1 protein-coding gene is annotated in these 519 nt (G+C 59.7%); it reads left to right on the top strand.

The genetic code is table 11. The annotated features are described in order from the left end of the window. A partial coding sequence (gene leuD / locus EN742_RS37200; RefSeq protein ID WP_128334002.1) for a 3-isopropylmalate dehydratase small subunit occupies window positions 1-456 on the top strand: 456 nt, incomplete at its 5' end. Window positions 457-519 lie beyond the last annotated feature (63 nt).

Here is a 519-nt window from a genome sequence, read left to right as displayed (position 1 = left end):
ACCGGAGACCAACTCCCCGATTTCGTGCTGAATCGCGCCGGCTTCTCGAACTCCACGATCCTTGTCGCCGACCGCAACTTCGGTTGCGGGTCTTCGCGCGAGCAGGCCGTTCACACGCTCGTCGATTTCGGCATTCGCAGCATTGTCGCCGTAAGCTTCGGCGACATTTTTCAAGCCAATTGCCTGAAGAACGGATTGTTGCCGGTCACGCTGCCTGCAGAGGTCGTTCGAGCGATCCGGCACGGACTCGACGCATCCCCTGGAACGCAGCTTACGATCGATCTGGAGAATGAGCAGGTCGTCGATCCGGACGGTCTCGTGTATCCGTTTTCCGTTGATCCGTTCGGCCGCTCTTGCCTCCTCGCCGGTCTCGACGAGATCGACTACACGTTGTCGCTGCTCGACCGCGTCAACGATTTCGAGCGCACCGAGACCAGCGCGCCCAATTCCCACTGACGTTCGGAGAACAACATGAAAATCGCTGTCCTGCCAGGTGATGGCATCGGCCCAGAGGTCACG

It is taken from the genome of Mesorhizobium sp. M4A.F.Ca.ET.020.02.1.1, assembly GCF_004022645.1.
Taxonomy (GTDB): domain Bacteria; phylum Pseudomonadota; class Alphaproteobacteria; order Rhizobiales; family Rhizobiaceae; genus Mesorhizobium.
This window is presented reverse-complemented; position numbering and strand designations above follow the sequence as displayed.